The organism is [Bacillus] enclensis, assembly GCF_001456935.1.
GTDB classification, from domain to species: Bacteria; Bacillota; Bacilli; order Bacillales; family Bacillaceae_B; genus Rossellomorea; species Rossellomorea enclensis.
This window is the reverse complement of record NZ_KQ758483.1, coordinates 735,032-757,589: the sequence shown is the minus strand read 5'-3', so window position 1 is coordinate 757,589 and position 22,558 is coordinate 735,032. Positions and strand designations below refer to the sequence as shown.

The following is a 22,558-nucleotide window of genomic DNA, read 5'->3' as shown; positions in this document are numbered from 1 at the left end:
GGTTCAACCTTATGAAACCATGTGATCAACATCAGATAAATGAACAAAGCAAACCAGAGCGGAAGAGCACAAAATCCCGTGACCAGGACTACCATAACCTGATCTTATCCACCCTCCAGACGTGTGAGTCACTTTCAATCAAGCCAACCATTTCAATGCTGGTTGATTTTTCCGGTCTGTCAGAGGAAAAGATATTGGAAATCATGGAGGACTACTATAAAAAAAGCTCCTCTTTGGACAGACTGAAATCCATGGATGATAATTCTTCTTCCTGAATTCAAAAAAGAGTGTGTACCTTTAATGGCACACACTCTCTCCCTAATCATTTGTCCACTGATTAATCTTCCAATAATCCATTTTCCACGAGCCAATCGTGGGCAACTACGGAAACACTGTTTCCTTCGATATCTACTTTATAATTCAGTTCACGCATGATATCACTGTTCAGTTTATCAGCCAAACGGGCAGTGATTTCTTTTATTTCCGGATATTTTTCATATGCTTCTTCATTGATGCTAACTGCAGCACGATATGGTGGAAAGAAATGCTTATCGTCTTCTAAAGTGACAAGTCCGTAATCCCTGATTGTGGCATCCGTTTCAAAAGCAACAGATACATCAACCTGATTGTTATCCAGGGCACGCTGTGTCAGTCCTATGTCCATTTGTTTGATATTTTCTGCACCGAAGCCGAAGCCATATTTTTTTTCGACTCCGGGAAGTCCATCCGGACGGTTTGCAAATTCCGCATAGGAAGCCATCGTCAGTTTTCCTGGGTTATCATTAACATATGATGCAAGATCACTGATCGACTTAATACCCAGCTCCTCCGACTTTTCCTTAGTCATCGCAAGTGCATATGTATTATTGACCTCCGACATATTCATCCAAAGAATTCCGTTCTTGGCATCAATCGCTTTTACTTTTTGGAAAGTTTCCTCCGGATCTGATATCGGCTCTTTCCCCATGTATGTAATGAGAGCAGTACCGGTATATTCCCACATAAGATCCACCTGTTCATTTTCCAGAGCCTTTCTTACGACCGTACTGCCCAGGTTGTTCATCTCCTTGACTTTGAAACCTTCCTCTTTGAGCAAAAATCCCGTCATCTCAGAAAGCAGGTACTGTTCCGTAAAATTCTTTCCCCCGACTGAAACTTGCTTCCCTCCTCCTACACTTGAACAGGAAGAAAGGAAAAGTGTAAGAGCCACTGCAAGTACGAGAGTCAGTTGTTTATTCAGCATACAATCACCTCCGTTTCTTGTTACATTCCACCGGTTCGCTTAATCCCTTCAGAAACGACTGCCCGTTCCAGCAGTCTGAGTAAGTAATCCACTGATATCGCCAGCAGTGTGACCGGGATTGCCCCTGAAATTAAATAACCGTTATCAAATAATTGAATACCTGTAAAAATCCAGACACCTAATCCTCCGCCTCCGACTACATAGGCAAGTGCGGCAGTCCCGATATTCAATACGACAGCTGTCCTGATCCCCGCTAAAATGGAATAAGCCGCATTTGGGAGTTCGATTTTAAAAAGGATTTGAGATGGAGTCATCCCCATCCCCCTTGCTGCATCTATTAAATTTTCATCAAGGGAATCGATACCGGCTACTGTATTTCTGTATATCGGAAGCAGGGAATAAATAAACAGTGCAAACACAGCCGTATTAAAGCCAATTCCAAGTATACTGATCATAAGGGCGAGAACAGCAAGACTCGGAATGGTCTGACCAAAGTTTACAGTATTCGAAACAGCCCACTCAGCCCTCCTGAACGACTTGCGTGTAATCAGGATCCCTGCTGGCACTGCAACTGCTATCGCTAAGAGGGATGATACCAGGACCAGCTGAAAGTGTTGTTTTAATAATAATAGAAACGTGTTGGTTTCACTGAAGATATAACTGAAATATTGATTCTTTACCGCCCAAACCATAAAGATAATGACCAGTGCATACACCAAATAACGAACAAGCAGGCTGATCAGTTTTTTCTTATTCATGAAATCATCCTTTCACAGCCTGAGAGGTTTTGCCCTTGATTTCATAATGAAGATATTTCTGGACACGGTCAATCGTAATCGCACCAAGTCTATCCCCGGCATGATCCAAAACAATGACCTGCTCTGCTTCCTGGTTTAATAGCATGGAAAGTGTATTCCTCAAATCATGATGCACGCTTATCGTTTTTGTATCCTCTATGGTTTCATCAATATCAACAAGTCCGATAATTTCTTTTAAATCAGAAATGGTATGCAGACTTAAACTCTTTATCGCCCTGTCTTTCCCGAAAAATTCATACACAAAGTCATTTTTTGGCCGCACGAGCATTTCGGAGGGTGAATCATATTGCATGATTTCCCCGCCTCGCAGTAAAACGATTTTATCTGCCATCTTGATTGCTTCATCGATATCGTGACTGACAAACAGAATGGTTTTCTTCACTTCTTTTTGAATCTGCAAAAATTCATCCTGTATTTTTTCCCGGATGATCGGATCGAGAGCACCGAACGGTTCGTCCATTAACATGACGGGTGGATCTGCTGCAAGTGCCCGGATTACGCCGATCCGCTGTTGTTGACCGCCTGATAATTCATGCGGATAGCGTTTTCTATATTTGTCGGGACTCAAGCCGATCATACCCATCAATGAATCAAATCGTTCTCTTTTCTGTTTTTTATCCCATCCCAGCATATCAGGAACAATCATTACATTTTGTTCGATTGTCATATTGGGAAATAATCCGTTGCTTTGAATGACATATCCGACTTTTCTTCTTAACTCTATTTCATTCAGTTGCATGGAATCCTGACCATCGATGATGATCTTGCCTTCGGAAATGGATTCAAGCCTGTTCACCATGCGAAGCAATGTTGTCTTTCCACAGCCTGAGGGGCCAAGAAGGACCACTATGTTACCCTTTTCCACTGTGAAATCAACTTTGTTGACGGCTGTCACTCCGCCTTCATACGTTTTTGTTGTTTGATCGAACGTTATCATCTTTTCACCTCTTTAGTTAGATATACTTTTGGGTGTGAAGCGTTTTTGTATCCACATAAGAATGCCATCCGCAATGATCGCAAGGATTGCAACGGCAACAGATCCACTGATAATTAAATAATTATCCCCCCTGGAGATTCCCTGGGTGATAAGGACGCCCAGTCCTCCAGCTCCTATATAAGCTGCAATGACCCCAATTCCAATGTTAAGCACCACCGCTGTTCGGATACCGGCCATGATCAGCGGAAAAGCATTCTGAATTTCTACACGGAACAATCGTTGGTGTGTTTTCATTCCGAGCCCCTTTGCTGCATCTCTCATTTCAGGACTGACATTCTTAATTGCTGTATATGTATTCCGGATGATGGGCAATTGGGAATAAAGTACCAGTGCTACAAATGCGGGGACAAAACCGATTCCCTGATTGATGATCGAGAAAATGGGGATCATGACTCCGAATAATGCTATGCTTGGAATTGTGAGCATTACCGATGCAATCTGCAAAACAGTCTCCGCCAGATAATCATTCGTAGTCAAATAAATCCCAAGCGGGATACCGATCAAAAGTGCAACGAAAATCGCCAACCCGACAAGTACTGCGTGTTCAATCGTCATATCCAAGATTCTCGGAGCATTGACTTCGAGGAACTTCATCCATTTATCCAATCGAAACCCTCCTTTTAATAAGTTTTGGGCCAAAAAAAAATCGATCAGGCCAATAGCCCAGTCGATTGTTAGTATACCCTTACAGAAGCTTAACATTCTTTTGACAAACTGTCTAAAACTACGCGTTTCCCCGTGATGAATTTTCATTAATTAACAATTTCGAGGATGTTCCCATCAGGGTCACATAAATGCATTCGCCTGGTACCTGAGTCTCGTCCAATCTTAAAATGTCTTGACTCCAGCAGCCGGCAAAGGGTAAAAAGCGAGGCGGGGCGGCTGTGCTTGATCGCCTTTGTCAGTTCGGAAATCAACTCATGATCTTGAGGCGAACGTTGGACCTGAGGTGTGTAGTCCCTCATTTTCTTTAATCTCGATCTTGAGCGTGATAATGCCGTCTTTACTGATTCATCCGAAATTCTGAGCATCTCTGCGATTTCTTGAGAACGGTAATTGAAAACATCTTTCAAAGTAATGAGAACTGCCTGACGGATTGGCAATTTCATCATCAGCTCTTCAACCAAACCTTCGCTGGTAACAAAGTCCTCTTCAAACTGGTAAAGCTCTTCCCTGAAACCGGTGACGACTTTTTTCTTTCTTAATTCGTCGATAAAAAGGTTTTTTGCCACTTTGCACAGAAAACTAATAGTGAACTCTCTTTCAGGATCACTCTTTTTTAGCGAGTATACCTTAGTCAACGTCTCTTGAACCAAATCTTCAGCTGCCCAAGGTGAACCTGTCTGCTTTAAACAAAAACGGTAGAGGCGGGACATGGTTTTGTCTATATTATCGAATATCACGGCAATCCTCCATTTTTTTAAAAAAGTGTGTAACTTTTCGTTCCTTTCATTCGTTAGCAGGATGATTTTAAATATGTTAGGAGTGGGCTTATGTTCAAAGTAGGAAGCGTATTCATACCAGTGACCGATTTAAAGAAATCCAAGAAGTGGTATCAAGATCTATTAGGTGTCAAATTAATTGATGAATGGGACGGCGGCGCCGGGTTTTATTTCCCTGACTGCCCGACTCAGATGGGCTTGGTGCAAGTAGAGAAACCACAGCCGTCAGAGTTTTCAATAGATAAAAACAAGAAAAATTCATATTATAACTTTCTCGTTGCGGATATTGATGAGGCTTATTCCCATTTTAACAGAAATGGTGTCAGAACTTCAGAAATAGATGAGTGGGATGGGATGAAATTTTTTGATTTTATTGATCCTGACGGTAATCCTTTCAGTGTCGTCAACGAAGTGGAAGGTTCTCCTTTTCACAGGGAAGAAGTAAAGAGAATGCAGGAAAATGAATAAAACTTGATTAACATAATAACGAAACAAGGAGCGGGAATATGACAGTCATTAAGGAATTGAAGAGCGAGACAGACTGGCTTGAGGCATACCCCTTGATGAAGCAGCTAAGGACTCATCTGGACCGGGACCAATATCTTGAATTAGTAAAAGATTCGGCTGCTTCAGACGGATATCAACTGGCGGCTTTGTACTATAACGAAAAGATTGTGGCTGTCACCGGGTTTATGCCCATGATCACACTTTATAATGGAAGATTCATTTGGGTATGCGATTTAGTCACTGATCCTAATGAGCGCTCGCAAGGTCACGGGCATGAATTACTTTTGTATGTCGAGAAGTGGGCAAAGAATCATGGTTATGAGCGCATCTCTCTTTCATCGGGACTTCAGCGGATTGATGCACATCGATTTTATGAAGAAAAAATGGAGTATCAGAAAAAAAGCTTTGTTTTCTTGAAGGACTTGTAAAGGGCATACGATGAAAGGTTTAAAGATGGTTTGACCTTTTAAAAGAGCCTGCGCATGCCGGTCATGCAGCAGGCCCGTTTCTTTTAAGTTCGCGGAAAGTGATGGTTGAGAATGCTGCGTACATGAAGATTGATAAAACACCGGCCGCAGTTGAGAATATGAATAGTTTATATAAACTGAATAATCCCCATAACATGATCGCTGCAAGAAACAACTTACCTTTAACTGGATTATTCCGGTATATAGATAAAAATACAGCCAAAGCCAATGTCAGGCTTATCGCATGCACGATGATAAGTATTACTCCCCACATGGTCAGGACCTCCTTCATTTCTATGTGTTGATTATATAATCGGCACTTTCTTCAGGATTTACATTCATTAAGTAGTAGTCCTCAGCTTTCCAATACCGTTTCTTGAACTTTTCCAAGCGGGACTGCGTCAGTTCACTTTCCCTTCTGAATCGTGTCTCCCTGTCACAGTTTAAATAGATGACATAATCAAAATAGTCCTTCCATTCTTTCCGTTGAAGAAATACCCCTTCAATCAGGATACATCCGGTTGATGGGATATTTACATCTTTCGGAATTTGAACATCCTTTTCCCCATCATAAAATTGAAGTTTCAAGAAGGTTGAGTTCCTAAGCTGTTCAAACATGTCTTTTCTCAACTTTTCCGCATTCCACTGAAGAAAATAATACTCCTCCCATTCTTCAAATCCGGTATTATATCTTTTAGAACGTGTCTCGATAAAGTCATCCAAATGTAGACAAACATGATCGATATGATTATCCACCAAGAATTTTTCGACCATATTCACATACGTTGTTTTACCCGATCGGCTCAATCCATCAACACCAATTACGATGAGCTTACTTTCATTGTTATACATAATCTTTTCAAACACACTAAAGTCCATCATTGGTATCCCCTTAAATTATTTTCTATGCACCTAAAATGTCTGCGAGGTGTTTTCCTAAGTATATCCCGCTTGCTGCAGCCTGGGAAAGAGAATGAGTGACTCCTGAGCAGTCACCGATCAAATATATCCCTTTCACTTCACTTTGAAGGAATTCGTCAGTAAATAACTTGGGTTCATAGAATTTGGCATCCAGTCCGTAAACAAGTGTATCTCCATGAATCTCTTCACCAAGCAGATTTTCCAGTGCAAAAAGAAAGTCGAGCAGGGCTTGACTATACAGTTGAGGTATTTCTTTCCTGACATTCCCGATATCCGCATTCAGGGAGGGTACCACTCCATTGCCGGCAAGGGCTTCAGTTGGCATTCCATTCTTAAAGTCTGAAAGTTTCTGGACAACAACCCTGTCCTTTCCCCTGTTGATACTGCCAATGATCTCTTCTGCCCGGTTCATTGCATCATCATAGGAAGAATAATACCGCGGCACGAATAGCGTGAAATTCAAGTTGGTGCTTGGAGTTTCTTTTTCATAAACGTTTTGTCCATCAGGCATAACTAACCCGTGTTGATGTTTCCTAATGATTCGTCCCCTGGGATTCATGCAGTATGTCGTTGCTTCATAATCCAGGCCCTGTATTTTTAATTTTGTCTCAAAAGTGTCTTTAAGGATCGACTTTAGCTGATCTTCTTTCATTTCCACCCGGCATCCCATATCAAGCCGCGTTTCTCCCGGATAGACACCGAAAGACTCCATCATCTTCTTCAACCAGATGCTTCCGCTCATTCCCGTCCCAACCACTATGGTATCTGAGTGGACTTTTCCCTGATTGGTATGGAGTTCAAATCCCTTATCATTCTTGTGAATAGCTTCAACTTTAGTTTCAAACGAAAAAGTCATTCTGTCCTGCATGAACACATACATATCTTGAAAGATCTCCTGCGACAGACCGGTTCCCAGGTGACGTACTTCAGTTGAAAGTGCATGAAGGCCATGCCGCTTTGCTTTTTCGGAAAGAGCTTCGTTCTTAGTGCTGTATTTCTCCCTGACACTGCCCCCGAATTTACAGAGAATCGCATCCACTTCCTCCATAAGTCGCAGCGCACGTTCATTTCCTATCTTCCTATGAAGTTCTCCTCCAAAATCATTTGTATAATTGAATTTTCCTTCAGATTTCCCAAGTCCTGAAAAACCCGTATACTTGCTGCAAGAATCTCCGCACGTACATTCTTTTCCTTCATCAATCCCGCAGTGCCTGTTTTCCAGTTCTTTGCCAACATCTATCATATGGATACTGATATCCGGATTCTCATTAATCAGCGTATACGCGAAGAAAATACTGCTTACCCCTGCACCGATGATGGTGATATCATGATGATTCAATTCCAAAATAACACCTCTTTACCTGCAATGAATTTGTATCTATAGATTTACAATCCAATCATTCTATTCTTATCTTAACATACTATTCTCCATGCCAAAGGCCCGTCCCTGCCAGCGAGAGACGGGCCTTGAAATCAATGTTTTTGTATGATTGTTCCAATCAGCTTCTTATCAACGAAACTGAACTCCATATTAATGTTGTGCATTTTATCAAAGTATCCAATGACAGCTGTCCCTGTGTCCGTTCTTTCATAGTAATGCGGACCATATGCATCTATTACTTTTTCGACTTCATCCCCTGCACGAATCCCTTTGGCAGTATTGTAATCGCCCCTGAAAAAGTAACGGAAAACTTTCTTATCTTTTATACCGAATTCAACATCTTCATAGACAAGGTATTTAGTTTGTGTTTCAGGTATTTCATTCACTTCATAAGGGGCTTTCAAGTACGATAAAACAGTTTCTTCCTCAGTATCCAAAGAAACTCCCTTTACGTTCTCAAGAGAAAGATCTGTATGCTCAATGGTTTTATAAAAACTCTCTCGATCATTCAGATCCTGCCCATACCCTGTCAGCAGTATCAACGAAACTATAACTACCATACCTATTATCAACTGGCTCTTCTTCACCCGGCTTGCCCCCATTATGTTAAGGCTTGATTTCATTTAGTCCATTAACGGTCAGAATAATTTGATTTAATTCGTTTAAATCCTCGATAATTGTATCAGCCAGCTTCAACTCATGCTCTAGAGAAAATTCAAAGCGGCACCCTACTGCCAGCAGTCCATTATCTTTTGCAGCGGTGATATCCGATAGCCGGTCTCCGACCACCGCACCACTCTTAATACCATGTTTCCTGCAAATCATATGCACCAAGTCTGATTTAAACAGTGAATCCACATGCTCAATACTATATGTTGCATCCAGCCAGCGGTCCAGCTTATAGTACTTCACGATTGATTCCAAATAAGCAGGAAGCCCGTTACTGGCGATGAATAATTTCAATCCATGCCCCTTTAATCCAGCCAGAGTTTCTTTTACATGAGGATACAGCTCACCCTTCCCGCCTTGAATGTTATCAACCAGCACTTCAAGGAAGTGTTCATCCACCCTCTCCCTTACTTCTTCTGAATGAAGGGGTAATAACGTTTCCCATACTTTCGGCAGGGGAACACCCATGATGTCCCGGTATTTCTCAATCGGGGGTGCCCCTTCCCATAATCCTTCACTCTCTAAGCGGGCGAAAGTGTCTTTAAGGGATAATTCTAAAATTCGATCTGTTTGAAATAGTGTTCCGTCCATATCAAAAATGACAGCATCGATCTTCATTTCCTCACCTCATATGGTTAATTCATTATCCGAATTCATTTCGAGTGCATGACTCAGCATTTCATGCAATAATGCAGAAAATATAGAAATGGTCATAGATGCCAATATAATCACCAATCCTGCTGCTGCAATACCGGGGTGCAGTGCACCTTGCAGGAGTAAAAATAAAGCACCTGCGGAATAAATCCCAGTAATGACCCATGCACATATCTTAATCATTCTTAACGTATTTGCCGCCTCTAGTGTAAACGCTTTGCCAGACTCAATGGACTGAATCAATCGATAAGCCTGATAAAGTGCAAGAAAAAATGGAATCTCAGTCGCATACAGGCCAAGGAGCACCGGCAGCTTCAAATACGCAAATTCAGGATTTTCCACAGCTGAAAATGCTGCCAGCCCGGGCAGTCCAAAAATACTCAGTCCTGTAACAGTCAATCCGATTAAGATAATGGCTGATTTCAAGAAAAAAGTTGAAGTTTGTTTCATTACGCCCTCCCCTTCCATATTTTTCATTATAAGAGGTCATTTATTGTTTTTCAATAAATAATTATTATATTTCATGATTTATTCAATACAAATTGGTAAAGTCAACGTAACCAATGCAAAAAAACACGAATTCCAAATAGGAATTCGTGTTTTCATTCATCATAATCAGGATTTAGCTTTTTCTTTATCTTTTTTAATTTGCTTACTTCTCAATTGACCGCACGCTGCATCGATATCCGTCCCTTGTTCGACTCGCACACCGCAATTGATGCCGTGATCGAGAAGAGTGCCGTAGAATCCTACAATCGCATCTTTTGTACTTCGCTGATATTGATTATGTTCATCAACAGGGTTGTAAGGAATCAGGTTGACGTAAGATAAATGACGCTTGTCTTTTAATAACTTTGCAAGCTGCAGGGCCTCTTCTTTATGGTCATTCACATCGTGAAGAAGGATATATTCGAACGTGATCCTTCTATTCGTTTTCTCCAGATAATAATCGATAGCAGGCATCAATTTTTCGAGCGGATACGCACGATTGATTTTCATGATCTTCGTACGAAGTTCATTATTCGGTGCATGCAATGAGACAGCCAGGTTGATCTGAATGTTCTCGTCAGCAAATTTATAGATCTTATCCGCCAAGCCGCTTGTCGACACCGTGATGTGGCGGGCCCCAATGGAAAGACCTTTCTGATCGTTCACCACCCTGAAGAAGTCCATCATATTATCATAGTTATCAAAAGGTTCACCTATCCCCATCACGACAATATGACTTACACGCTCGTCCTTGCCTTGTTCATCCAGATGGTGCTGAACATTCATGATCTGTTCAACAATTTCACCACTGGAAAGATCGCGGTTCTTCTTCAACAATCCGCTTGCACAGAACGTACAGCCGATATTACAGCCTACCTGGGTCGTTACACAGACACTCAAGCCATAATTAAAACGCATCAAGACAGTCTCGATCAGGTTGCCATCCTGAAGTTTGAACAAAAACTTGATCGTTCCGTCCTTTGATTCCTGTTTGATTTCCTGATCCAGCGTCTGTATATGAAAATGTTCATCCAATAACTTTATACAATCACCATTTACATTTTTCATCTCGGAAAAATCAGTCACTCTTTTTTTATATAACCAATCCCACACCTGGGCAGCACGGAATTTCTTCTGACCATGCTCTACCAGCCATGAGGTAAGTTGATCTAGTGTTAATCCATATATGGATGTTTTCTCCATTTAAAACCCTCATTTCAAACTAAACAAATTTTCTACTTATCTATACTACTTAAAGTGCAGCCATGTTTCAAGGGAATTATCCAGTTTACACAATATTGGAATTCCGTAATCCGATGAACGATACCGAAACGGATGCTTGTTAAACGTAAAAAAAGACCGGCCTCATTCCCGGTCGGTTTAGTGGTTCACTCTCTCAATAAAATCATCAAGCTTATCTAAATCCTTAAGCTTACCATTGCATTCCATACTATCCTGGCAGATATAATTCCCTCTTTTAACAAATGTTCCTTGAGAAGTTTTCTTGGATTGGGATACGAACAGGCCAACTTCTGAAAAGGTATGGCAAATGGTACAAAGTCCTTTTTTACTGCTGTTTTTAAATGTCCCCTTGATCCCTTTGAGCTTTCCATCTACATTAGCTACGATGTATTTACTTTCCTGCCCGAAGTCATTCCATCCAAGGTAAGATAAGGCTTTGTAATCCATTTCTTTCAAGTCGGGAACCCTAAGCTTCTTCACCTTGGGGAACATCTTTTTCAAAGCCTTTTCATTTACACTGTAAAAAGGTATTACATACTCTTTCAGCTGTTCCAGGTATTCTTCTGCGTGATTGGAATCTTTGATATTTGTTATTTTCTCAATCAGATTCGTCTCTTGAGATCCCGGCTCTTCGAACAAATCCATGACTTTATCTCTTACCAGTGCTCTTAAAGCTTGCAGCACCCCGAGATCATTCACGGCAGCATGGCCATTGATTAGCACCTGGGTCTGATAGCTGATGAAATTAAATTGGTCATTTCGAATAAATGCATCCATCTTGATCGCTCCTATATTGACTGTTATAAACATTTACTTCCATTCCACAATAATACATCACGGGTTAAAAATAAATGTAATAAATGATTCAGAAATAAACCATACATACAGTCTGCATGATGAATGAAAAAACCGGGAGCATGAAGCTTCCCGGTGAATGCTGGTTATTTTCGATAAACGATTTTCTTGATCGTTTCACAAGATAAATGATACTCCAATCCCAGTTGATCAATCGTCTTTCCGTTCTTGAATGCCTGCTTAATACCCGCATTCCGCTTATCAATAAACGCCCTAGATCCTGATTGACTTCCCCATTTCTTATAGGCATTTCTGGGTTTAGGGATATAAATTGTCTCCCCCTGGACATAATGTTGAATTTCCTTTAATAGTTTTTCCGGCAGTAAATCGACTGCGTTCACATATTTCAACGAGCTCATCCCCTTATTTTTAATGAAAGTAAATAAGGAACAAAGCCCATCATTGGAAATATACGAAAAATGTACGGGCGATTAAATTCTCTTCCATCCCATGCAAAGTATCGCCATTCCAGTAACAGGCTTTGCATGAGACGCTCCGGACTCTGGTAATATCATTACCATGTTACCACCTCCTGCATCATTTCTGATTCTTATTATAAATGAATTTCAAAAAAACTGTTACCCGGTGTTTTGTCCTGTGTGGTATAATTTTCTAAATTTCACAAAGGGGTGGAAAGATTGTTTTCATTTAAAATAAATGAGGATATTTCATTGGAGTTATTTCAGCAGCATCATAAAGAGGAATTGTATGAATTGATTGACAGCAACAGGGCACATTTGCGCGCGAGGCTTCAGTGGGTGGACAAGCGTCAATCTCCTGATGATTTGATACCGATCATTCCAATCTGGATCCGCAATTATGCCGATAATAACGGATTTGATGCGGGCATTCGTTTTCAGGGAAATTTAGTGGGGATGATCGGTCTTCATTATATTGATTGGAAGACGAAATCTACGAGCATCGGTTACTTTTTATCAGAACAAGCTCAAGGAAAGGGAATCGTCACGAGCACCATAATAGCATTATTAAACTACGTTTTTACTGAATTAGAGCTGAACCGTGTTGAAATTCAGTGTGCTGTTACAAATTCCAAAAGCATTAGAATCCCTGAGCGCCTTGGATTTCAAAAAGAAGGAGTTAAGCGGGACGGACAATGGCTGCATGATCATTATGAGGACATTGTTACATACAGCATGCTTGCTGCAGATTGGACTCAGATAGGAACTGATTCTTAACCAAATCTTACTTAGTCAGATTGCTGCATACAGTATTCTTCAATAACCTTGTTATAGCAGCGTATACCATAACGTTATCAATCTGCTATCAATTGATAGCAGATTGATATACTTTATCTAACTAGTCCATATATACAAGTGTCCGTAACACGCTTCCCATCGACAGACAAATCTTCATTCTTCAAAATGCCTTCTAACTCATACCCCAGGTGTTCTGGAATCTTTCTGCTTCTGATATTCCCACTTTCACAGCGGATCTCGACCCTTCTTCCACCAAGGTCATTTAATGCAAGCTCTGTCAGTCTTCCTACTGCTTCCCGCATATATCCTTTACCGCTCATTCTTGCATCGATCCAATAACCTATTTCAAACTTAGGCACATCCCAATCGATATTATGAAATCCTGTCGATCCGATGAAACGGTGGGTTTCTTTGCAATATATCAGGTACCTGAGAGCTTTACGTGTTATGAATTTCGCATGGGCTTCCCTGGTGTTAGCTTCTGTCTCATCAACTTCAGGCAGGACCTGCGCGAATCCAAGCCACGGCTTTAGTTCTGCATACGAGGCTTTGATCGCTGCATTTACCTCCTTCCCGTCACCCGGCATCGGCATCCGTATTATCAGTCTCTCCGTCTCGATGCTGCCTGGTACTTCCTTTAATATGTAATCCACATTCATCATCTCTCTTCTCCGCTATTTATTTATTCCCTTTTTCATGTTTGTAAAGTATGTATGCAAAATAACTCCCGCCTACAATCATCAGAACCGCAGATGAATTCATAAATGTAAAATCCATCACGTAATCTTCAGTTGAATAACTCCCTGCCATTGCCGCCTGGTAAGCTGCCTTTCCGACCATGGGCATCATGATATTGAGAATGCCTGTAATAAACAAAACTGAAACACCCAAAAAGGCACAAAGACAAGCAAAGAAAAATAGAATATTTTTCATCTGTCGCTCACCCTTTCTTTCTCTTCAAATTTCACCTGCAAAAATCAATTTCTTCTTTGCCCTGAACAATGCCGTTGTTTCGGTTAATGACGACTTCATAGCCCTCACACTCGGAATTATCTCTTTCGTCGAGTAACTCAACGCTGACTTCCTCTCGCGTTATTTGAATGTCTTTTATTTTATAAGGTGTAGATTCAAGCTTTGAAGGGGCCTTCCACCACCCTGCCAAGTACCTTTGCGATATCTCGGCAGCAAGCGTCCTGTTTACCGGTAAATCAGATTGTTCGACAGGTAGAGTCCGTGCATCATTCCAGAGGAAAATACCAATCATGATGATAATACCTGCCCCCGGGAATATTAATAATTTCAAATTCACTCTCTTTCCTTTCCTCCCTTAACAGCATGAATGTTGAATCAGCTCATTCTTTCCATTCAATTACCTTGCCGACACCAATCTCAAAAGTATTCTTCCCGTCAAAAACATGAGCTGGCTGTTTCCCAATTACCTTAATTTGATTACCTTGTACAGCAATCCCCGTCTCCTCAGATAAAGCAATAACAGGCTTATTCCACTTGGACGTTAAAGAATGGATGAAACCTTCTTGACCTCTTTCATAATGACAATGAATCGCATAACTACCAATGCAGCCCAGCCCCGAATAATCCATCATACCTGTAGTGTTATCATCATTGAGTGCGCAGGTTTCAATATGGCTGCCAAGGATGATTCCTCCTGCACTTCCCCCATATACGATGCCGCCCTCCGAAATATATTGACTCAGCAGCTCAGAAAATTTCGTATCCTTCAACTTTTTCAATAGGTGAAAGGTGTTGCCCCCTCCGATATATACAGCCGAGAAACACCGTAAATCCTCTAATCTCTTATCATCTAAATCAGTCCACATCTCAAAACATGTTACACCCAGCGGACGAAATACCCCAGTGAGCCACTCATAGCACTCATTATAAGCTTCCACATTCGCCTCCATGGCGACCGGGATATATAAAAGACGCTGATCGATATTCAGCATCGAAGCAAAATACTCATCTATTATTCTTGTCTGTATTTCGTCCCCACCGCCTGATAGTATCAATTTCTGCAATTTCACCCCCCCTTCCTACATCTTCATTCTACCATTCACCTGTAAAGAATCTCCATGTAATCCTTCGAAAGATACTTTAATTTGTAACTTTTCCATATATAAGGTTGAGAAAAAACGGGACCGAATTCCTACGAATAATGGGCTGATGATAAGGTGTTTCAGGAAACTTTTCTTAAAAACCAGCATGAAATTACATTTTAAAATATTATTTTCTATTTATTTCCATTCACTTCCACCCAGATGGTATTCTGTATTTTCAGATAGTTTGCTAGAATCCTATTTAGCGGGATGCAATACATACAAGACTGTCTTAACAAGCATCTCCAGATTGATTGAAAGGGGGAAACGGTAAGGAATTACGATTAAATCAATTTGTCGTTATGGAACTGTCTTACTCTAAAAAAAAGAAAATGGAGGAATACGTGCATGAAATTCAAAAAGATTGCTGCATTATCATTAGCTGCATCCCTCGCCATCTTCCCTAGTTTCGGAGGAAGTGCATTTGCGAAGGATTCTACCTCTTTGGATCTCGCTTCAAAAAATACCATCGTAAATAAAAGTCTTGATAAAAGTGAATATGTCAAGGGTGAAGTAATTGTTAAATTTAAAGATTCTGCATCGAAATCGACCAAAGTCAATGTACTTAAAAGTATGAAAGCCTCTGAGGTGGAGGACAAAGATGCAGTTGAATCACCTTTTAAAGTCCTTAAAGTCGGCAATGTAGAAGCAGTTGTCAAAGCTCTGAATAATAATCCAAACGTCGAATATGCCGAGCCTAACTATAAATTAGCTGCAACATGGACACCAAATGACACCTATTACCAAGGCTATCAATACGGACCTCAAAATACTTACACCAATTATGCATGGGATTATACCCGCGGCAGCAGCGGTCAGGAAATTGCAGTACTTGATACTGGTGTTGATTACAATCACCCTGACCTCGATGGGAAAACAATACGCGGATATGATTTTGTTGATAACGATTATTACCCGATGGACTTAAATGGACATGGTACTCACGTAGCAGGCACGGCTGCTGCAGAAACAAATAACGGAACTGGTGTCGCAGGAATGTCGCCAAATACTAAAATCCTGGCAGTCCGAGTACTCGATGCAAATGGAAGTGGTTCTTTAGCGGACATCGCCGATGGTATCCGTTACGCTGCAGACCAGGGCGCAGAAGTAATCAACATGTCATTAGGCTGCGATTGTTCAACTCCGACTTTGGAAAGCGCCGTCAATTATGCATGGAATAAAGGAAGTGTCATAGTAGCGGCTGCAGGGAACGATGGAGTTTCGACTACATTTGAGCCTGCATCCTATGCTAATGTCATCGCCGTTGGTGCAGTTGACAGCTATGACCGAAAAGCATCTTTCTCTAATTATGGGACTTGGGTGGACGTCACTGCACCGGGTGTAGACATTGCTTCAACCGTACCTAATAATGGTTACGCATATATGTCCGGTACATCAATGGCTTCCCCGCACGTGGCAGGACTTGCCGGATTGCTTGCTTCACAAGGACGCAGCAACGTACAGATCCGTCAGGCAATCGAGCAGACTGCCGATCCGATCAGCGGCACAGGATCTTATTTTGAACATGGGCGCATCAACTCATATGATGCTGTAAGATATTAATCTATCAACAAGCTCCCCCGTGCCTCTCCGGCCCGGAGGGAGCTTGTTTTAAAAACAGGAGGAGAACAAATGAGGAAATTAGCAGGTGTTGGTTTATCAGTAGGTTTATTGACGGGGTTATTCGCTGCAGGGAGTGCTTCTGCCGCTCCGCAGGCATCGGTGCAATGGAATGCTAAGTCAGGGACACCCGAGTTTGTATCAGGTTCACTGAACGCTCCGTCCAAGGGAAAGGCGGAAGACATCGTACTTTCTTACCTGAATAATAACAAACAAACGTTCAAGTTGACTGATAAAGGTGCGAAAGAACAATTCAAAGTATTATCTGTTAAAAAGGACGGGCTCGGCAATACTGTCGTCCGCTTTCAACAGATGTTCAAAGGTGTACCCGTTTGGGGCTCAACCCAATCGGCTCTTGTAGATGAAAGAGGAGTCATCAAAGCATTCTCCGGGGCTGTGGCAGCCAACCTGGATAAGAAGAACTTGAAGGCAGCAAAAAAAATAAACTCCACTAAAGCCCTGAAAATCGCTAAAAAGGATTTGAACATCGAACCCAAACTTGAAAAAGAAGCAACTCCTGAACTGGTTGTTTATACAGAAGAAGATTCTGCCAAGTTCGCATACTTCATTAACTTGAATTTCCTCCAGCCAGAGCCGGGGAACTGGAACTATTTCATTGATGCCAATACAGGGGAAATCCTCAACAAATATAATGATATGCACGAAGTGAGCGGTACGAATGCAACAGGGACCGGTACAGGCGTACTTGGAAACACAAGGAATCTTAATACTACGCTGGCCGGAAGCACTTATTATCTTCAGGACAACACCCGCGGCGGCGGAATATACACATACGATATGGATAATATGACTTTCTTCCCTCAATTCTTCCTCCCTGGTTCATTATGGAGTGACAGTGATAATGTATACAACGACTCTTATGATGCAGCAGCGGTTGATGCACATTTTTTCGCCGGGCAAACTTACGATTATTATAAAGAAAATTACAATCGTGATTCCTACGATGATAATGGAGCTCAACTGGTATCTTCCGTGCATTACAGCAGTGGCTACAATAATGCATTCTGGAATGGTTCTCAAATGGTATACGGGGACGGGGACGGCAGCACTTTCGCACCGCTTTCAGGCGGGATCGACGTCGTCGCCCATGAGTTGACTCATGCCGTTACAGATTATTCTTCCGACTTGGTCTATCAAAACGAGTCTGGTGCTTTAAACGAAGCGATTTCGGATATCTTTGGAACCCTTGTGGAATTTGAAAAAGGTGAAGATCCTGATTACGAAATCGGTGAAGATATTTACACTCCAGATACAAGCGGGGATGCCCTCAGATCCATGAGCGATCCGAGCAAATACGGTGACCCTGACCATTACTCCGTCCGTTACACCGGAACTCAGGATAACGGCGGCGTTCACATCAACTCTGGGATCATCAACAAGCAAGCTTATCTATTAAGCGAAGGCGGTACGTTCTACGGTGTAACCGTACCGGGCATCGGACGAGAGAAGCTTGGTGACATCTATTATCGCATGAATACTGTATACCTCACTTCTTCCTCTACTTTCACTCAGGCAAGGGCGGCAGCTGTACAGGCGGCATCGGACCTCTATGGAAGCGGTTCGGCAGAGGTGAATGCAGTGAACCTTTCCTTTGATGCAGTCGGAATCTATTAAATATAAAAAATACCAGCAGAGATTCTTCTCTGCTGGTTTTCTGTTATTAATGATTTACAACCTTTTCAAGACCACCTGGCTTATTATGAACTGCCAGTTTATCCATCAATTTATTACTTTCTGAATTAAGCCCTGCCAAGTTGACCTTAACACCATTCTGGTGGTATTTTAACACGATTTTATCAACTGCACCCACAGCTGAATCATCCCAAAGATGTGCATTTGTCAGATCTAAAGTCACTTCCTTCACATCTTCAGTAAAATCGAAGCTTTCAACAAAATCTGTCACGGATGCAAAGAATAGTTGTCCTGACACCCGGTATACTTTCTTATGGGTTTGTTCAGATGCCATAGATGTAATCTCCACTTTTGAAATCTTAGAAGCAAAGAATATAGCACTTAAAATGATTCCTACCAGTACTCCTTTTGATAAATCATGCGTGAATAATACTGTAATGACAGTAGCAAGCATGACAATTGTATCTGTGATTGGCGTTTTGTGAAGATTCATGACAGATCCCCAATCAAATGTTCCAATCGATACCATGATCATGACCCCTACCAGCGCTGCCATCGGAATCTGCACGAGGAAATCATTCAGAAGGAGAATCAGGATCATCAAGAATGTCCCTGCCACAAAAGCAGATAGTCTGCCCCGGCCGCCGGATTTAACATTGATTACTGATTGTCCGATCATGGCACAGCCTGCCATACCGCCGAAGAAACCTGATACGATATTGGCCATACCCTGTCCCTTCGCTTCTTTATTCTTATCACTAGAAGTGTCCGTCATATCATCTACAATTGAAGCAGTCAGTAAAGACTCAACCAGACCTACAATTGCAATCGATAATGAATAAGGGAAGATAATTTGAAGCGTCTCGAAGGTAAATGGAATATCCGGAATCAAGAATACAGGCAGTGTTTGTGTCAATTCACCCATATCCCCCACTGTCCTTACTCCCGTGCCTGCCAAAACAGAAAAAATCGTCACCGCAATGATTGCAACAAGCGGGGAAGGAACTGCTTTCGTAAAACGCGGCAGTATATAAATAATGGCAAGAGCAGCACCCACCATGGCGTACATAATCCATTCTTCTCCTGCAAAATGCGGCAACTGTGCTGTGAAAATCAGGATTGCCAACGCGTTAACGAATCCAATCATGACAGAACGTGGAACAAATTTCATTAAGCGGCCTAGTTTAAGGACCCCCATGAGAATTTGAATCACCCCTGTCAGGATTGTAGCAGCAAGCAGATATTTCAATCCATGCTCAGCCACCAAGGTTGTCATCAATAATGCTGTCGCTCCCGTCGCTGCAGAAATCATTCCTGGACGTCCGCCTACAAACGCAATGACAACTGCAATACAGAATGAGGCGTACAATCCAACCATCGGATCGACACCGGCGATGATCGAAAATGCAATCGCTTCAGGGATCAATGCCATCGCTACGACCATCCCTGCAAGGATGTCTCCGCGGATGTTTCCAAACCATTCATATTTAATTTTTGAAGATAAATTCATAATACACCTCTTTTGATTTTTTGTCGTGACTTTCAACTCTCATGAAAGTCGGGGCCGTTTTACACAAGGCACATTATATAATGGATATATCCATTTGTGAACCGACGATGTAAGCGAAACCACAAATGATTATCTCGTAATTTTTACGTTTTTCTCTTGTTTTCTTCATTTTTTAAAAATGTAAAAAAAGATACATTTTTTTATATAAAAAAAGGTGTAAAATAGAATATATTCAGAAAGTTTGGTTCATCAAGGGGAGGTTCTATGTTCAAAAAAATATTGCTTGCCACCGACGGTTCTGAGCATTCAATCAGGGCCGCTGATAAAGCAATTGCACTTGCTTCATTACTACCCGGTGCAGAAATTGATATTGTATATGTGATTGATGCCAAGCAATCAAAAGATGATGTTCTTAAGCACTGGGGGAGAGATGCCTCAGACAAAAGAAAATATAAACTTCAATTAATTGAACAAAAAGCGAAACATGCTGAAGTAAAATACGAAACGATCATTTTACACGGAGAACCCGGTCCTACAATAGTTGAATTTGCAAACAAGGATACTTATGATGCGCTCGTTATCGGAAGCCGCGGCCTCAATACTTTTCAGGAAATGGTCTTGGGAAGCGTCAGCCATAAAGTAGCTAAACAGGCAAAATGTCCCGTCATGATTGTAAAATAGAAAACAGCTTGAGGGGGGGCCCTCAAGCTGTTTTCATCCTTTGTATAAATAATCAAAAATCACCGGAACCCGTTCTCTCCATGCCACCTCGTTATGGGCAGCACCTTCTACAATATCAAATCTACAATCCTGCACTTTATCAAGAAGTAATTGATAAATATCACTGCTTGAATTTATGTATGTTAGATCATCAATGCTCTCAGTATTTTCTTTTGTTCCGATATCCATATAAAACCGTTCAATATTTGATAAGTCACTCTCTTTTATCAGTGCTTCAATCTCCTTCTGATTGAACCAATATGCAGATGAGATGGAAGCCACCCTTTTAAAAATATTGGGATGCACGCAAGCTGCATATGTAGAAATAAGTCCGCCCATCGAACTGCCTGCCATACTTGTTTCTCCCGGAAAGGTACGATACATTTCATCGATCATAGGCTTTAATTCATGAACGATAAATTCGACATACTCTTTTCCTTTCCCCCCGATTGACTGCCGATCAGCAGAGAAGACATCGCTCATTTCATTACTTTTCCATGGTCCATACTCATCTAACCTCTTTAATCCTTCATTACAGTCGATTCCAACTACAATCAGCTCCAAATCACTTTGGTCAAGATAATCCCCTATTCTCCAGGACATTCCATACCCCGCATCTGCATCCTTATATAGGTTCTGTCCGTCATGCATATATAACACCGGATAGCGTCTTGTCACGTCTTCCCCGTATGTATTGGGCAGGTATATGCGTATCTGTCTTTTTCTCTTAAGAGGTGTGATTTGCACTTCAAAATTCTCGTACATTCTTTAACCTCCTTCTACTGAACATACGAATAGTTTACCATGTACGATCTAAACATTTTTGATAATATGTAACTGATAAAAGAAAAGAGAGCGGCCCCACGGTGCCGCTCTTTTTTCTTTTATTCATGTTCACTGTGATTATAGGAACTTTCAGGCAAAGTATCCCAGAAAGAAGTATCTGCTTCATTAATGGAACCATCTGCAATGGCTTTAGCTGTGGCCTCCATTCCGATGACTGCTTGTTTGATCAAATATCCATTACTCTTCTGACCAAGTACATAATCATCCCTGTAATGATCTGCCATTCCCCTCATTTCAAAAAGCAGGGTTGCAATTCCGTACTCGACTGCCAGACCATTTCTTGAAATGGTCTGGGCAGAACCGCCAATATATTTAGATAGCGTGCCAAAACCTCTGCTTTCGACAGTATCATATAATACTGCCCCGAGCTGCTTGGATTTTCTAACGACTTCAGGGTCTACTTCTTCATTTGTTGGGTATAAAATAGATCCGGATACCAGTTCATCAGTATCCCCTAAAGTGGTCTCTGCTCCTTGGTGATGGAGGTCAATCATATAATCTGGTGAATATTTTTGCAGGACATTTTCATGCAGCGCGCGTGTCTCAGGCTGTTGGCGAGCTACGTGATCACGGTTCAGGTCCACTTCATTTGCATTATATCGAGTATGCGTACCTGAGACATAATCGTCTAAAGAAAAGTTAACGTCACCCTCGGCCCCATCCACATTTAAACGGGGAGCAACCAGGATGTTTACATTCTCCAACATTTCTTTTACTTCCTTGGAATTGGAAGTGAGGTGTTGAATGAATTTAAGGGCACCTTCGGTTGTTAAAGTTTCATTGCCATGCTGCTGGGTCAAGTATAATACCGTGGGGTTACTCTCGTTATTTCCGAACTTCGCCAGATATAAGTCCCTGCCTTTTACGGATTGACCGTAAACTTCCAGTGAAAGGGCTTCTGACTTAGCATCAAGACGTTCAAGCAGCTTTACCATTTCTTCATAACTGTGCAGACGTTCATTCTTGATGGTTTCATTACCATTATAGAAGGGTCCATCTGCCGAAACAGGAGAAGTAGGTACTGTCATTGAGATTCCGGAAGCGATTAATAAACCAGATACTGTACATTTAATCCATTTCTTATTCATTGTTTTCCCCCTTTTTATTTTATCGATCTTTTAACATATTTGATTCATAGAGTATGAAACCCTTTACTATCCGGAAAGATGAAACAAATGAACCTGGTTACGTAA

General features: G+C 41.5%; 28 protein-coding genes. 7 read left to right on the top strand and 21 right to left on the bottom strand.

Annotation, left to right across the window (positions count from 1 at the left end):
- The first annotated feature begins 11 nt into the window (after positions 1 to 11).
- Positions 12 to 275 (top strand): hypothetical protein, encoded by a 264-nt coding sequence (locus tag AS034_RS11385; protein WP_032088632.1) that lies wholly within the window; start codon positions 12 to 14, stop codon positions 273 to 275.
- Between the two features lie 62 nt (positions 276 to 337).
- On the opposite strand, the gene AS034_RS11380 is transcribed toward AS034_RS11385, so the two are convergent.
- The 5 genes from AS034_RS11380 to AS034_RS11360 all read right to left on the bottom strand — a co-directional run bounded on the left by AS034_RS11380 (position 338) and on the right by AS034_RS11360 (position 4,461).
- Positions 338 to 1,243: a glycine betaine ABC transporter substrate-binding protein gene (locus AS034_RS11380; RefSeq protein WP_058298525.1), complete on the bottom strand. Its 906-nt coding sequence runs from the start codon at positions 1,241 to 1,243 to the stop codon at positions 338 to 340.
- Between the two features lie 20 nt (positions 1,244 to 1,263).
- Complete coding sequence (locus AS034_RS11375) at positions 1,264 to 2,001, bottom strand: ABC transporter permease (RefSeq protein WP_058298524.1); 738 nt, start codon at positions 1,999 to 2,001, stop codon at positions 1,264 to 1,266.
- Between the two features lie 4 nt (positions 2,002 to 2,005).
- Positions 2,006 to 2,998: an ABC transporter ATP-binding protein gene (locus AS034_RS11370; RefSeq protein WP_032088635.1), complete on the bottom strand. Its 993-nt coding sequence runs from the start codon at positions 2,996 to 2,998 to the stop codon at positions 2,006 to 2,008.
- A gap of 12 nt (positions 2,999 to 3,010) precedes the next feature.
- Complete coding sequence (locus AS034_RS11365; RefSeq protein WP_058298523.1) at positions 3,011 to 3,664, bottom strand: ABC transporter permease; 654 nt, start codon at positions 3,662 to 3,664, stop codon at positions 3,011 to 3,013.
- Between the two features lie 146 nt (positions 3,665 to 3,810).
- On the bottom strand, positions 3,811 to 4,461 hold the full coding sequence (locus AS034_RS11360) for an RNA polymerase sigma factor (protein WP_074439998.1): 651 nt from the start codon (positions 4,459 to 4,461) through the stop codon (positions 3,811 to 3,813).
- A gap of 90 nt (positions 4,462 to 4,551) precedes the next feature.
- Between AS034_RS11360 and AS034_RS11355 the strand changes: the two genes are divergently transcribed.
- Together AS034_RS11355 and AS034_RS11350 are read left to right on the top strand one after the other, a co-directional pair.
- Positions 4,552 to 4,968: a VOC family protein gene (locus AS034_RS11355; RefSeq protein WP_058298522.1), complete on the top strand. Its 417-nt coding sequence runs from the start codon at positions 4,552 to 4,554 to the stop codon at positions 4,966 to 4,968.
- 38 nt (positions 4,969 to 5,006) lie between these two features.
- The gene (locus AS034_RS11350; protein WP_058298521.1) at positions 5,007 to 5,435 is read left to right on the top strand and encodes a GNAT family N-acetyltransferase; all 429 of its coding nucleotides are present in this window, start codon (positions 5,007 to 5,009) and stop codon (positions 5,433 to 5,435) included.
- 61 nt (positions 5,436 to 5,496) lie between these two features.
- On the opposite strand, the gene AS034_RS11345 is transcribed toward AS034_RS11350, so the two are convergent.
- The 9 genes from AS034_RS11345 to AS034_RS11305 all read right to left on the bottom strand — a co-directional run bounded on the left by AS034_RS11345 (position 5,497) and on the right by AS034_RS11305 (position 12,035).
- Entirely contained in the window at positions 5,497 to 5,748 is a 252-nt protein-coding gene (locus tag AS034_RS11345) for a hypothetical protein (protein WP_058298520.1), read from the bottom strand.
- A 20-nt stretch (positions 5,749 to 5,768) separates the two neighbouring features.
- Positions 5,769 to 6,353, bottom strand: coding sequence for a kinase (locus AS034_RS11340; RefSeq protein ID WP_032088640.1), 585 nt, complete (start codon positions 6,351 to 6,353; stop codon positions 5,769 to 5,771).
- Between the two features lie 25 nt (positions 6,354 to 6,378).
- Positions 6,379 to 7,734 (bottom strand): hypothetical protein, encoded by a 1,356-nt coding sequence (locus AS034_RS11335; protein ID WP_058298744.1) that lies wholly within the window; start codon positions 7,732 to 7,734, stop codon positions 6,379 to 6,381.
- A 134-nt stretch (positions 7,735 to 7,868) separates the two neighbouring features.
- A complete protein-coding gene (locus tag AS034_RS11330; RefSeq protein ID WP_052011618.1) occupies positions 7,869 to 8,363 on the bottom strand; it encodes a hypothetical protein in 495 nt (164 codons plus the stop codon).
- Between the two features lie 19 nt (positions 8,364 to 8,382).
- Positions 8,383 to 9,063 carry an HAD family hydrolase gene (locus AS034_RS11325; protein ID WP_058298519.1) on the bottom strand — a complete coding sequence of 227 codons (681 nt, stop codon included), beginning with the start codon at positions 9,061 to 9,063 and terminating at the stop codon, positions 8,383 to 8,385.
- A 9-nt stretch (positions 9,064 to 9,072) separates the two neighbouring features.
- Entirely contained in the window at positions 9,073 to 9,549 is a 477-nt protein-coding gene (locus tag AS034_RS11320) for a DUF2975 domain-containing protein (RefSeq protein WP_058298518.1), read from the bottom strand.
- 165 nt (positions 9,550 to 9,714) lie between these two features.
- On the bottom strand, positions 9,715 to 10,791 hold the full coding sequence (gene rlmN / locus AS034_RS11315) for a dual-specificity RNA methyltransferase RlmN (RefSeq protein WP_032088643.1): 1,077 nt from the start codon (positions 10,789 to 10,791) through the stop codon (positions 9,715 to 9,717).
- Positions 10,792 to 10,968: 177 nt separating this feature from the next.
- Complete coding sequence (locus AS034_RS11310; RefSeq protein ID WP_058298517.1) at positions 10,969 to 11,607, bottom strand: FusB/FusC family EF-G-binding protein; 639 nt, start codon at positions 11,605 to 11,607, stop codon at positions 10,969 to 10,971.
- Between the two features lie 164 nt (positions 11,608 to 11,771).
- A complete protein-coding gene (locus AS034_RS11305; RefSeq protein ID WP_058298516.1) occupies positions 11,772 to 12,035 on the bottom strand; it encodes a CD3324 family protein in 264 nt (87 codons plus the stop codon).
- 288 nt (positions 12,036 to 12,323) lie between these two features.
- Here AS034_RS11305 and AS034_RS11300 point away from each other — a divergent pair, with 288 nt between their 5' ends.
- Complete coding sequence (locus AS034_RS11300; RefSeq protein ID WP_058298515.1) at positions 12,324 to 12,881, top strand: GNAT family N-acetyltransferase; 558 nt, start codon at positions 12,324 to 12,326, stop codon at positions 12,879 to 12,881.
- A gap of 113 nt (positions 12,882 to 12,994) precedes the next feature.
- Here the strand turns inward: AS034_RS11300 and AS034_RS11295 are convergent, their stop codons facing one another.
- From AS034_RS11295 to AS034_RS11280, 4 genes are read right to left on the bottom strand one after another with little or no spacing between them, the layout of a single operon-like run.
- A complete protein-coding gene (locus AS034_RS11295) occupies positions 12,995 to 13,564 on the bottom strand; it encodes a GNAT family N-acetyltransferase (RefSeq protein ID WP_419184981.1) in 570 nt (189 codons plus the stop codon).
- A gap of 16 nt (positions 13,565 to 13,580) precedes the next feature.
- A complete protein-coding gene (locus AS034_RS11290; protein ID WP_032088647.1) occupies positions 13,581 to 13,835 on the bottom strand; it encodes a hypothetical protein in 255 nt (84 codons plus the stop codon).
- A 31-nt stretch (positions 13,836 to 13,866) separates the two neighbouring features.
- Positions 13,867 to 14,211, bottom strand: coding sequence for a hypothetical protein (locus tag AS034_RS11285; RefSeq protein WP_058298514.1), 345 nt, complete (start codon positions 14,209 to 14,211; stop codon positions 13,867 to 13,869).
- 43 nt (positions 14,212 to 14,254) lie between these two features.
- Positions 14,255 to 14,938, bottom strand: coding sequence for a Type 1 glutamine amidotransferase-like domain-containing protein (locus tag AS034_RS11280; protein ID WP_052011619.1), 684 nt, complete (start codon positions 14,936 to 14,938; stop codon positions 14,255 to 14,257).
- Between the two features lie 426 nt (positions 14,939 to 15,364).
- On the opposite strand from AS034_RS11280, the gene AS034_RS11275 reads away from it, so the two are divergent.
- Positions 15,365 to 16,579 (top strand): S8 family peptidase, encoded by a 1,215-nt coding sequence (locus tag AS034_RS11275; RefSeq protein ID WP_058298513.1) that lies wholly within the window; start codon positions 15,365 to 15,367, stop codon positions 16,577 to 16,579.
- Positions 16,580 to 16,648: 69 nt separating this feature from the next.
- On the top strand, positions 16,649 to 18,271 hold the full coding sequence (locus AS034_RS11270) for a M4 family metallopeptidase (protein WP_058298512.1): 1,623 nt from the start codon (positions 16,649 to 16,651) through the stop codon (positions 18,269 to 18,271).
- Positions 18,272 to 18,317: 46 nt separating this feature from the next.
- Here the strand turns inward: AS034_RS11270 and AS034_RS11265 are convergent, their stop codons facing one another.
- A complete protein-coding gene (locus AS034_RS11265; RefSeq protein ID WP_058298511.1) occupies positions 18,318 to 19,799 on the bottom strand; it encodes a SulP family inorganic anion transporter in 1,482 nt (493 codons plus the stop codon).
- Positions 19,800 to 20,063: 264 nt separating this feature from the next.
- On the opposite strand from AS034_RS11265, the gene AS034_RS11260 reads away from it, so the two are divergent.
- On the top strand, positions 20,064 to 20,480 hold the full coding sequence (locus AS034_RS11260; RefSeq protein WP_058298510.1) for a universal stress protein: 417 nt from the start codon (positions 20,064 to 20,066) through the stop codon (positions 20,478 to 20,480).
- A 33-nt stretch (positions 20,481 to 20,513) separates the two neighbouring features.
- Here AS034_RS11260 and AS034_RS11255 read toward each other — a convergent pair whose 3' ends face one another.
- Together AS034_RS11255 and AS034_RS11250 are read right to left on the bottom strand one after the other, a co-directional pair.
- Positions 20,514 to 21,284 carry an alpha/beta hydrolase gene (locus AS034_RS11255; protein ID WP_058298509.1) on the bottom strand — a complete coding sequence of 257 codons (771 nt, stop codon included), beginning with the start codon at positions 21,282 to 21,284 and terminating at the stop codon, positions 20,514 to 20,516.
- Positions 21,285 to 21,403: 119 nt separating this feature from the next.
- Positions 21,404 to 22,453 carry a M14 family metallopeptidase gene (locus AS034_RS11250; protein WP_058298508.1) on the bottom strand — a complete coding sequence of 350 codons (1,050 nt, stop codon included), beginning with the start codon at positions 22,451 to 22,453 and terminating at the stop codon, positions 21,404 to 21,406.
- Positions 22,454 to 22,558: the final 105 nt, after the last annotated feature.

Coding starts and splice junctions, on each gene's coding strand:
- AS034_RS11385 (WP_032088632.1), top strand. CDS start 12: ATGAAACCATGTGATCAACATCAGATAAATGAACAAAGCAAACCAGAG.
- AS034_RS11320 (WP_058298518.1), bottom strand. CDS start 9,549: ATGAAACAAACTTCAACTTTTTTCTTGAAATCAGCCATTATCTTAATC.
- AS034_RS11370 (WP_032088635.1), bottom strand. CDS start 2,998: ATGATAACGTTCGATCAAACAACAAAAACGTATGAAGGCGGAGTGACA.
- AS034_RS11350 (WP_058298521.1), top strand. CDS start 5,007: ATGACAGTCATTAAGGAATTGAAGAGCGAGACAGACTGGCTTGAGGCA.
- AS034_RS11255 (WP_058298509.1), bottom strand. CDS start 21,284: ATGTACGAGAATTTTGAAGTGCAAATCACACCTCTTAAGAGAAAAAGA.
- AS034_RS11275 (WP_058298513.1), top strand. CDS start 15,365: ATGAAATTCAAAAAGATTGCTGCATTATCATTAGCTGCATCCCTCGCC.
- AS034_RS11325 (WP_058298519.1), bottom strand. CDS start 9,063: ATGAAGATCGATGCTGTCATTTTTGATATGGACGGAACACTATTTCAA.
- AS034_RS11310 (WP_058298517.1), bottom strand. CDS start 11,607: ATGGATGCATTTATTCGAAATGACCAATTTAATTTCATCAGCTATCAG.
- AS034_RS11290 (WP_032088647.1), bottom strand. CDS start 13,835: ATGAAAAATATTCTATTTTTCTTTGCTTGTCTTTGTGCCTTTTTGGGT.
- AS034_RS11265 (WP_058298511.1), bottom strand. CDS start 19,799: ATGAATTTATCTTCAAAAATTAAATATGAATGGTTTGGAAACATCCGC.
- AS034_RS11340 (WP_032088640.1), bottom strand. CDS start 6,353: ATGGACTTTAGTGTGTTTGAAAAGATTATGTATAACAATGAAAGTAAG.
- AS034_RS11375 (WP_058298524.1), bottom strand. CDS start 2,001: ATGAATAAGAAAAAACTGATCAGCCTGCTTGTTCGTTATTTGGTGTAT.
- AS034_RS11260 (WP_058298510.1), top strand. CDS start 20,064: ATGTTCAAAAAAATATTGCTTGCCACCGACGGTTCTGAGCATTCAATC.
- AS034_RS11355 (WP_058298522.1), top strand. CDS start 4,552: ATGTTCAAAGTAGGAAGCGTATTCATACCAGTGACCGATTTAAAGAAA.
- AS034_RS11250 (WP_058298508.1), bottom strand. CDS start 22,453: ATGAATAAGAAATGGATTAAATGTACAGTATCTGGTTTATTAATCGCT.
- AS034_RS11270 (WP_058298512.1), top strand. CDS start 16,649: ATGAGGAAATTAGCAGGTGTTGGTTTATCAGTAGGTTTATTGACGGGG.
- rlmN (WP_032088643.1), bottom strand. CDS start 10,791: ATGGAGAAAACATCCATATATGGATTAACACTAGATCAACTTACCTCA.
- AS034_RS11295 (WP_419184981.1), bottom strand. CDS start 13,564: ATGATGAATGTGGATTACATATTAAAGGAAGTACCAGGCAGCATCGAG.
- AS034_RS11380 (WP_058298525.1), bottom strand. CDS start 1,243: ATGCTGAATAAACAACTGACTCTCGTACTTGCAGTGGCTCTTACACTT.
- AS034_RS11345 (WP_058298520.1), bottom strand. CDS start 5,748: ATGTGGGGAGTAATACTTATCATCGTGCATGCGATAAGCCTGACATTG.